10 protein-coding genes are annotated in these 9,189 nt (G+C 64.4%); all 10 read left to right on the forward strand.

Going from position 1 to position 9,189, the window contains the following annotated elements:
* Nucleotides 1–938: muconate/chloromuconate family cycloisomerase (locus B3873_RS00225; RefSeq protein ID WP_286863451.1), on the forward strand; the 938-nt coding region annotated here is incomplete at its 5' end.
* 50 nt (nucleotides 939–988) lie between these two features.
* Nucleotides 989–1,924 (forward strand): catechol 1,2-dioxygenase, encoded by a 936-nt coding sequence (catA, locus tag B3873_RS00230; protein ID WP_039788856.1) that lies wholly within the window; start codon nucleotides 989–991, stop codon nucleotides 1,922–1,924.
* A gap of 112 nt (nucleotides 1,925–2,036) precedes the next feature.
* Nucleotides 2,037–3,410 carry a Rieske 2Fe-2S domain-containing protein gene (locus B3873_RS00235; protein WP_286863453.1) on the forward strand — a complete coding sequence of 458 codons (1,374 nt, stop codon included), beginning with the start codon at nucleotides 2,037–2,039 and terminating at the stop codon, nucleotides 3,408–3,410.
* Nucleotides 3,407–3,901, forward strand: a complete 495-nt coding sequence (gene benB / locus B3873_RS00240) for a benzoate 1,2-dioxygenase small subunit (RefSeq protein WP_039788851.1) — start codon at nucleotides 3,407–3,409, stop codon at nucleotides 3,899–3,901. The genes B3873_RS00235 and benB overlap by 4 nt, the downstream gene beginning before the upstream one ends.
* A 21-nt stretch (nucleotides 3,902–3,922) precedes the next feature.
* On the forward strand, nucleotides 3,923–4,948 hold the full coding sequence (benC, locus tag B3873_RS00245) for a benzoate 1,2-dioxygenase electron transfer component BenC (RefSeq protein ID WP_286863456.1): 1,026 nt from the start codon (nucleotides 3,923–3,925) through the stop codon (nucleotides 4,946–4,948).
* Nucleotides 4,945–5,733 carry a benzoate diol dehydrogenase BenD gene (gene benD, locus B3873_RS00250; protein ID WP_286863457.1) on the forward strand — a complete coding sequence of 263 codons (789 nt, stop codon included), beginning with the start codon at nucleotides 4,945–4,947 and terminating at the stop codon, nucleotides 5,731–5,733. Before benC ends, benD begins: the two co-directional genes overlap by 4 nt.
* A 34-nt stretch (nucleotides 5,734–5,767) precedes the next feature.
* Nucleotides 5,768–6,178: a RidA family protein gene (locus B3873_RS00255; protein ID WP_286863459.1), complete on the forward strand. Its 411-nt coding sequence runs from the start codon at nucleotides 5,768–5,770 to the stop codon at nucleotides 6,176–6,178.
* A 98-nt stretch (nucleotides 6,179–6,276) separates the two neighbouring features.
* The gene (locus B3873_RS00260; RefSeq protein ID WP_039788844.1) at nucleotides 6,277–7,644 is read left to right on the forward strand and encodes an MFS transporter; all 1,368 of its coding nucleotides are present in this window, start codon (nucleotides 6,277–6,279) and stop codon (nucleotides 7,642–7,644) included.
* A 48-nt stretch (nucleotides 7,645–7,692) separates the two neighbouring features.
* The gene (locus tag B3873_RS00265; protein ID WP_286863461.1) at nucleotides 7,693–8,913 is read left to right on the forward strand and encodes a benzoate/H(+) symporter BenE family transporter; all 1,221 of its coding nucleotides are present in this window, start codon (nucleotides 7,693–7,695) and stop codon (nucleotides 8,911–8,913) included.
* Between the two features lie 19 nt (nucleotides 8,914–8,932).
* Nucleotides 8,933–9,189 (forward strand): GTPase (locus B3873_RS00270; protein ID WP_286863462.1); only part of this gene is annotated, 257 nt, incomplete at its 3' end.

Genomic DNA, 9,189 nt, shown 5'->3' on the forward strand with positions numbered 1-9,189 from the left:
CGCTGCTGCTGGGCGCCGATGCCAGCCTGATCCCGGCCATCATGGCGCGCCTCAACAAGGCCATCCAGGACAATCGTTTTGCCAAGTGTGCCATCGAGACGGCGCTCTTCGATGCCCTGGGCCAGCGCACCGGCCTGCCGGTCTCGCAGCTGCTCGGCGGCCGCGCCCGCGAAAGCCTGCCGATCGCCTGGACCCTGGCCTCCGGCGACACCGCCAAAGATATCGACGAAGCCGAGCGCATGTTGGCCGCGCGCCGCCACAAGATTTTCAAGCTCAAGATCGGCCGCCGCGAAGTCGAGGCCGATGTGGCCCACGTGGCCGCCATCAAGAAGGCCCTCGGTGACCGCGGCTCGGTGCGGGTGGATGTGAACATGGCCTGGAGCGAACTGGAAGCCCAGCGCGGCCTGGCCGGCCTGGTCGATGCCGGCTGCGAACTGGTGGAGCAGCCGGTGGCCTCGGCCCCGGCGCTGGCCCGCTTGAAGGGCAAGCACGCCATCGCCATCATGGCCGATGAATCGCTGACCGGTCCGGCCTCGGCCTTTGCACTGGCGCGCATCGGCGGTGCGGATGTGTTTGCGATCAAGATCGAACAATCGGGTGGCCTGCGCGCCGCCCAGCAGGTGGCCGCCATCGGCGACGCGGCAGGCATCGAGCTGTACGGCGGCACCATGCTCGAAGGCGCCATCGGCACCATCGCCTCGGCCCACGCCTTCGCCACCTTCCGTGAATTGCAGTGGGGGACTGAGTTGTTCGGTCCGCTGCTGCTGACCGAGGAAATCCTGGCCGAGCCACTGCAGTATCAGGATTTCCAGTTGGCCATACCCAACCGCCCCGGCCTGGGCATCGTGCTGGATGAGGAGCGTGTGCAATACTTCCGGCGCGATCGCAAGCAAGGGGCGACAGTGACAGCAGCGAGGCCGGCCACACTGGCCGGATAAAACAAAAAAGACGCACTTCCCCAATCTACAAATCCAAAAGGAGACTCAACATGGCAGCCAAGATTTTCAGCACCCCCGAAGTCCAGGACTTCCTGCGCCTGGCCAGCGGCCTCGACACCGAAGGCGGCAGCCCGCGCACCAAGCAGATCGTGCATCGCATCCTGTCCGACCTGTTCAAGACCATCGAAGACCTGGAGATCACCTCCGACGAATACTGGGCCGGCGTGGCCTACGTCAATCGCCTGGGCGCTGCCAGCGAAGCCGGCCTGCTCTCGCCGGGCCTGGGCCTGGACCGCTTCCTGGACATGCGCATGGATGCCGAAGACGCTGCACTGGGCATCAGCGGCGGCACCCCGCGCACCATCGAAGGTCCGCTGTACGTGGCCGGTGCGCCGGTGGAACAGGGCTTCGCGCGCCTGGACGACGGCAGCGACAAGAACGGCCAGACCATCATCATGCACGGCACCGTCTACGGTTCGGATGGCAAGCCCATGGCCGGCGCGCAGGTCGAAGTCTGGCATGCCAACACCAAGGGTTTCTATTCGCACTTCGACCCGACCGGTGAACAGAAGCCCTTCAACATGCGCCGCACCATCATCACCGATGCCCAGGGCCGCTACAAATTCCGCAGCATCATGCCGGCCGCCTACGGCTGTCCGCCGGCCGGCCCGACCCAGGGCCTGCTGAACCAGCTGGGCCGCCACGGCAACCGTCCGGCACACATCCACTTCTTCGTCACCGCCGATGGCCATCGCAAGCTGACCACGCAGATCAACATCGAAGGCGATCCGCTGATCTATGACGACTTCGCCTACGCCACCCGCGAAGGCCTGGTGCCGCCGCTGGTCGAGCGTACCGATGCGGCCAGCATCAAGGCCGAGGGACTGGAAGGCCCGTTCGCCGAGATCGTCTTCGACATCAACCTGACCTCGCTGGTCAACGGTGCCGACAACCAGGTCGTGGACCGTCCGCGCCTGGCCGCCTGATCGCCTGATCGTCCTGCGCCAGCTGCTGGCGCAGGCCAGCCTCATCCCCGCCGACTGCCTTGCCGCGATGGTTTTCCATCGCGACAGGCGGGCTGCACCCTGGAGAAAAGACATGACCACCCTTGCCGCCGACAAGTATGAAGAGGTCGAGCGCCTGCTCGACACCGCCCTGGACGAAGATGCCACCAACGGCATCTTCCGCTGCCGCCGCGACATCTTCACCAACGCCGACCTGTTCGAGCTGGAGATGAAGCACCTGTTCGAATCGAACTGGGTCTACCTCGCTCACGAGAGCCAGGTCCCCGAGATCAACGATTACTACAGCACCTGGATCGGCCGCCAGCCGGTGGTGGTCACCCGCGACAGGAACGGCGAGCTGCACGCGGTCATCAATGCCTGCGCCCACAAAGGGGCCATGCTGTGCCGTCGCAAGCACGGCAACAAGAGCAGCTTCACTTGCCCGTTCCACGGCTGGACTTTCTCCAACAGCGGCAAGCTGTTGAAGGTCAAGGATGAGAAGACCACCGAGTATCCGGTCTCCTTCAACAAGAACGGCTCGCATGACCTGACCCGCGTGGCGCGCTTCCAGAACTATCGCGGCTTCCTCTTCGGCAGCCTCTCGGAAGATGTCCTGCCGCTGGAAGAGTACCTGGGCGAGACCCGCGTCATCATCGACCAGATCGTCGACCAGGCCCCCAATGGCCTGGAAGTCCTGCGCGGCAACTCCAGCTACCTGTATGACGGCAACTGGAAGATGCAGATGGAAAATGGTTGCGACGGTTACCATGTCAGCTCGGTGCACTGGAACTACGCGGCCACCATGAGCCGCCGCAAGGAAGGCGGCACCAAGGCCACCGATGCCAACAACTGGAGCAAGGCCGTGGCCGGCGTCTACGGTTTCGAGAACGGCCACATCCTCCTGTGGACCAATACGCTCAATCCGGAAGTGCGCCCGATCTGGAACCAGCGTGAAGAACTGGCCGCCCGCGTCGGCCAGGCACGCGCCGATACCATCGTGGCCCAGACCCGCAACCTGTGTCTGTATCCCAACGTGTTCCTGATGGACCAGTTCGGCACGCAGATCCGCGTGGCCCGTCCGATCAGCGTGAACCAGACCGAGATCAGCATCTTCTGCTTCGGCCCCAAGGGCGAGAGCGCCGAAGACCGCCGCGTGCGGATTCGCCAGTATGAGGATTTCTTCAATGTCTCCGGCATGGGCACCGCCGATGACCTGGAAGAATTCCGCGCCTGCCAGGCCGGCTACGCCGGATCGGCCGTGCGCTGGAACGACATGAGCCGCGGTGCGCCGCTGTGGAAGCAGGGCCCGGACGAGAATGCGAAGAAGATGGGCATGAACCCCAAACTGAGCGGTGAACGCAGCGAGGACGAAGGTCTCTTCGTCTGCCAGCACCACTACTGGACCGAGCAGATGCGCAAGGCCGTCAGCAAGGAACGTGCGGCCGCAGAGCAAGGAGCACAAGCATGAGCCAACCTGCCCAACTCGATGCAGTCTGCGCCTTCCTCTATCGCGAGGCGCGTTATCTCGACGAACGCCAGTGGGAATCTTGGCTGGAACTGTACGCCCCGGACGTCGAATACTGGATGCCGGCCTGGGACGATGACGACCAGCTTACCGAAGACCCGCAGCGCGAGATCTCGCTGATCTACTACGCCAACCGCGATGGACTGGAAGACCGCGTGTTCCGCATCAAGACCGAGCGCTCCAGTGCCTCCATGCCGGAGCCGCGCACCAGCCACATGATCGCCAACGTGGAGATCCTGGACGAGCACGACGATGTGGTGGAAGTGCGCTACAACTTCCATACGCTGTCGCACCGCTACAAGATCACCGACCAGTTCTTCGGTACCACCCTGGTCAGCTTGCGCAAGACCGAAGGCGGCTTCCAGATCGCCAGCAAGAAGATCGCCCTGAAGAACGACTACATCCGCCAGGTCATCGACGTCTATCACGTCTGACCAGCCCGCAGGAGACATGACATGAGCAGCTATCGCATCGCCCTCAATTTCGAAGACGGGGTGACCCGCATCATTCAATGCGGTCCCAAGGAAAAAGTCCTGGACGCGGCGTTCCGCCAACGCATCAACCTGCCCATGGATTGCTCCGACGGCGTGTGCGGCACCTGCAAGTGCCGCGCCGAAAGCGGACAGTACGACCTGGGCGACGACTACATCGACGATGCTCTGAGCAGCGATGAGGCCGAACAAGGCCTGGTGCTGACCTGCCAGATGATCCCGCAATCCGATTGCGTGGTCGCCGTACCGGTGGCCTCTACCGCCTGCAAGACCGGCAGCGCGAAGTTCGGCGGCAAGGTGGCCGAGGTCACCGCCTTCGGTGACGCAGCCTTCGAACTGGTGCTGGAGGTGGCGGCCGATGCACCGGCGTTCCTGCCGGGCCAATACGTCAACATCGCCGTGCCGGGCAGCGGCCAGCATCGTTCGTATTCGTTCAGCTCGCCCTCGGGGGCTACGCGCATGAGCTTCCTCATCAAGAACGTGCCGGGTGGCCTGATGAGCGGCTGGCTGGGCAAGGCCGCCACCGGTGATGCGCTGGAGATGACCGGTCCGCTGGGCAGCTTCTACCTGCGCCCGGTCAACAAGGCCGTGCTGATGCTGGCCGGTGGTACCGGGCTGGCGCCGTTCCTCGCGATGCTGGAGGAGATGGTGCAGCAGGGCGTGCAGCACCCGGTCCACCTGATCTACGGTGTGACCCGCGACCAGGACCTGGTACTGGTGGATCGTCTTGAAGACCTGGCGCAACGCCTGTCCGGTTTCAGCTTCACCACCTGTGTGGCCGATGCCGCAACGACTCATCCGCGCCAGGGTTACGTGACCCAGCACATGCCCGCCGAGGTGCTGCACGATGGCGCAGTCGATGTCTACCTGTGCGGTCCACCGCCGATGGTGGAGGCGGTGCAGAAGCACTTCCAGGCACAGGGCATCGCGCCGGCCAGCTTCCATTACGAGAAGTTCGTCACCAGCCAGCCGGTGGCGGTGGCGGCATGAGCGCAGCGCTCCCCCGCGCACGCTTCGCCGGCAAGGTGGCCGTGGTCACCGGCGCCGCCCAGGGCATCCTGCGCGGCGTGGCGCTGGGCATCGCGGCTGAAGGTGGCCAGGTGCTGATGGTGGACCGCGCCGGCTTCATTCATGAAGTGGCGATGGAAGCGCCCGAAGGACGGGCCACCGGCTTCGTCGCCGACCTCGAAACCCATGACGGTGCGCAGGCCGCCATGGCCCGCGCCATCGAGCTGCATGGCCGTATCGACCTGCTGGTCAACGGCGTGGGCGGTGCCATCCGCATGCGCCCCTTCGCCGAATTCGAAGCGGATCAGATCGATGCCGAGATCCGCCGCTCGCTCATGCCCACGCTCTACGGCTGTCACGCTGTGCTGCCGCACATGTTGCGCGCGGGCCGGGGCACCATCGTCAACGTTTCCTCCAACGCTACGCGCGGCATCCGCCGGGTGCCGTATTCGGCGGCCAAGGGCGGCGTCAATGCCATGACCATGGCACTGGCCATGGAATATGGCGAGCAGGGCATCCGCGTGGTGGCCACCGCCCCCGGCGGCACCCAGGCACCACCACGCCGCGTGCCGCGCAATGTGGAAGGCGACAGCGCGCAGGAACAGGCGTGGATGCAGGAGGCCGTGCAGCAGGTGACCGGCTCCACTTTCTTCAAACGCTATGCCACGCTGGAAGAGCAGATCGCACCGATCCTCTTCATGGCTTCCGACGAGGCCAGCTACATCACCGGGGCCGTATTGCCGGTCGCCGGTGGCGACAACGGCTGAGGCCCTTTTTTCCTCTTCATTGAACGGAGACACCATGTCTGAACGCCAGGCCATCATTCCCGAGGGAATGGAAGACGTCTACGAAAAAATCGGTTATGCCCCCGGCGTATTGGTCGGCGATGTTCTCTACGTCTCCGGCCAGATCGGGCGCGGTCCCGACATGCAATTGGTGGAGCCGCGCGAAGCACAGATCGTGCAGGCCTTCGAGAATCTCAAGCGGGTACTGGAGAAGGCTGGCGGTACCCTGGACGACATCGTCGATCTCTCCACCTTCCATACCGACATGCGCGATTTGCCCTTGTTCATCAAGGTGCGCAACAGCTACCTGAACGCCTATCCGCTGCCGGCCTGGACGGCGATTGGCGCGCACATGCTCGGCGGTGCGCCGGGCTACATCATCGAGATCAAGGCGGTGGCGCATCTGCGCAAGAAGGGGCAGGCCTGAATCGCACAGGATTACTGCAAGAAAAACGCCGGGCATGACAAACACAAGAACACAAAACAACGCCAATCCCGCAAGACAAACGACAACGGAGGAGACCCATGAAGACCCAGGAAGTGAGCCAGATCATCGATGGCGCGCGTTTCACGCAATTCCACTGGATGGTGATGTGCCTGTGCGCATTGCTGCTGGTGTTCGACGGTTATGACCTGTTCATCTACGGTGCCGTGCTGCCGGTGCTGATGAAGGAGTGGTCCCTGTCGCCGGTGCAGGCCGGCGCGCTGGGCAGCTATGCGCTGTTCGGCATGATGTTCGGCGCCTTCGTCTTCGGCCCGCTGGCCGACCGCATCGGCCGCAAGAAGGGCGTGGCGATCAGCTTCGTGCTCTTCAGCGTCTCCACCTTCCTGAGCGGCTTTGCCACTTCGCCCGGTGAGTTTGGCATCTTCCGTTTCCTCGCCGGCCTCGGCTGTGGCGGTCTGATGCCCAATGCCGTGGCGCTGATGAATGAATACGCGCCCAAGCGCCTGCGCAGCACTCTGGTGGCCATCATGTTCAGCGGCTATTCGCTGGGTGGCGTGCTGTGCGCAGGCCTGGGCATCTGGATGCTGCCCAACTTCGGCTGGCAATCGATGTTCTTCGCCGCCGCCGTGCCACTGGTGCTGCTGCCGGTGATCCTGTGGAAGCTGCCGGAATCGGTCGGCTTCCTGCTGCGTGCGGGCAAGCAGGAACAAGCCCGTGCCATGCTGGCCCAGGTCGCGCCGCAAGCGGCGCTGGGTGCCGATGTGCAGCTGGTGCAGAGCGATGCCAAGGGTTCCGGTGCACCGATGCTGGACTTGTTCAAGCAGGAGCGCACCCTCGGCACGCTGATGATCTGGGTTGCCTTCTTCTGCTGCCTGCTGATGGTCTATGCGCTGGGCTCATGGCTGCCCAAGCTGATGGCCAGTGCCGGTTACAGCCTGGGGTCGTCGCTGTCCTTCCTGCTGGCGCTCAACTTCGGCGGCGTGGTCGGTGCCATCGGCGGCGGCTGGCTGGGTGACCGCTTTACCTTGCCCAAGGTGGTGGTCAGCTTCTTCGCGGTCGGCACGGTGGCCATTGCGCTGCTCGGCTTCAACAGCCCGACCCCGGTGCTGTACCTGCTCATCATCGTGGCCGGTGCCACGACCATCGGCACGCAGATCCTGCTGTATGCCAATACGGCCCAGTTCTATCCGCTGGCGATCCGCTCCACGGGTCTCGGCTGGGCTTCCGGTGTGGGCCGCTCGGGCGCCATCGTCGGTCCCTTGCTGGGCGGTGCATTGATGGCGGCCGCGCTGCCGCTGAAGATGAATTTCCTGGTCTTCGCCGTGCCGGGACTGGTCGCTGCACTGGCCATCGGCATCTTCCTGCTGCGCTATCGTCATGGCCAGCGTGCCGTGGCAGCGGAGACTGCGCCGACCGTGACCGCCACGCCGATCTCGCGCAGCGTTTAAGATCGTAGCCGGTCAAGCCGGTCCGGCACCTGGCGGAGCGATCCACGGGTGCCGGACCTTTCGTGCGTTCGTGTAGTTGCATTTCGCAAGGAAGCTTCGATGGTTCAACGACAAGGCTCGCTTACCGCGTGGGTGGCGGGTTTTCTGGCAGTCCTGATTTCCTATGCTGGTCCGCTGGTGATTTTCGTGCAGGCGGCCCATGCCGGCCAGGTGCCGCAATCACAACTGGTGTCCTGGGTGTGGGGCATCTCCATGGGGGCGGGCGTGAGCGGCCTGCTGCTGAGCTGGTGGTTCAGGATGCCCATCATCACGGCCTGGTCAGCACCGGGGACGGCGCTGCTGTTGAGCCTCTTTCCCGGAGTGGGCATGCCGGAAGTGGTGGGGGCCTACCTGATGGCGGCCGTGATCCTGATCGTCATCGGCGTGACCGGCTGCTTTGAAAAAATTCTCGCCTTCATCCCCAAGGGCATTGCGGCCGGCATGATGGCCGGCATCCTGTTCCAGTTCGGGGTACAAGCCTTTCGCTCCAGCGTGGGTGCGCCGCTGATGGTGTTTGCCATGCTGGCCGCCTATCTCGCAGGCCGCCGCTGGTGGCCGCGCTATGGCATCGTGGTGGTGGCACTGACTGGTTTTGCGGTGGCCTTTGCCGGCGGCCGCACCGAACTGGGTGCCCTGCATCTGGAACTGGCGCAGCCGGTCTTCATCGCTCCGCACTTCAGCGTCGGCATGTTCTTCAGCCTGACCGTGCCGCTGGTGCTGGTGAGCCTGACCGGCCAGTTCCTGCCGGGCATGGCGGTGCTGCAACTGGCGGGCTACCATCCGCCCACGCGCGCCGTGGTCACCGGGACTGCGCTGGCCTCGCTGCTGACGGCCTGCTTCGGTGGCATCACCATCGTGCTGGCGGCCATCACGGCCGCGCTCTGTACCGGCAAGGATGCGCATCCGGAACCGGGCCGGCGCTACATCGCCGGTATTGCCAATGGCGTGTTCTATCTCATCGGCGGCACCTTTGCGGCATCCATCGTGACGCTGTTTGCCGCCTTTCCCAAGGAACTGATCGCGGCCTTGGCCGGGCTGGCACTGATCGGTGCCATCGTGTCCAACATCCGTCTGATGAGCGAGGACGGCAGCCATGCCGAGCCCGCCGTCATCACCTTCCTCGCTACTGCGTCCGGCATGACCCTGTTCGGACTGGGTGCGGCTTTCTGGGGCGTGGTCATCGGCATGGCCGCGCACTGGCTGATCGGCCGTCCCGCCCAGAAAAAATGAAAAACATGGAGACCCCCCAATGACCCCTCAGCATGATTCCTTCGACCCGCTCGCCAGCGAAATCCTGGCCGTGGTACCGGGCCGCGCGCATGATCTGGCGCGCCTGCGCGTGCTGGCACAAGCCCACGCCGCGCCGACCGTGACGGTGGTCGGCAAGTACAACCACGGCAAGAGCCGCCTGCTCAACGAACTGATGGGGCGCGACGTGTTTGCGGTGGCCGACCGGCGTGGGACGGTCACGCTGTCCGAACACCACCACGCCGAACTGCGCTGGCT

Source organism: Herbaspirillum sp. UBA812, assembly GCF_002296545.1.
Taxonomy (GTDB): domain Bacteria; phylum Pseudomonadota; class Gammaproteobacteria; order Burkholderiales; family Burkholderiaceae_D; genus Herbaspirillum; species Herbaspirillum huttiense.

Bases quoted from the DNA above. Each gene is read 5' to 3' on its own strand.
- benD (WP_286863457.1), top strand. From the start codon at position 4,945: ATGAGCGCAGCGCTCCCCCGCGCACGCTTCGCCGGCAAGGTGGCCGTG.
- catA (WP_039788856.1), top strand. From the start codon at position 989: ATGGCAGCCAAGATTTTCAGCACCCCCGAAGTCCAGGACTTCCTGCGC.
- benC (WP_286863456.1), top strand. From the start codon at position 3,923: ATGAGCAGCTATCGCATCGCCCTCAATTTCGAAGACGGGGTGACCCGC.
- B3873_RS00235 (WP_286863453.1), top strand. From the start codon at position 2,037: ATGACCACCCTTGCCGCCGACAAGTATGAAGAGGTCGAGCGCCTGCTC.
- benB (WP_039788851.1), top strand. From the start codon at position 3,407: ATGAGCCAACCTGCCCAACTCGATGCAGTCTGCGCCTTCCTCTATCGC.
- B3873_RS00260 (WP_039788844.1), top strand. From the start codon at position 6,277: ATGAAGACCCAGGAAGTGAGCCAGATCATCGATGGCGCGCGTTTCACG.
- B3873_RS00255 (WP_286863459.1), top strand. From the start codon at position 5,768: ATGTCTGAACGCCAGGCCATCATTCCCGAGGGAATGGAAGACGTCTAC.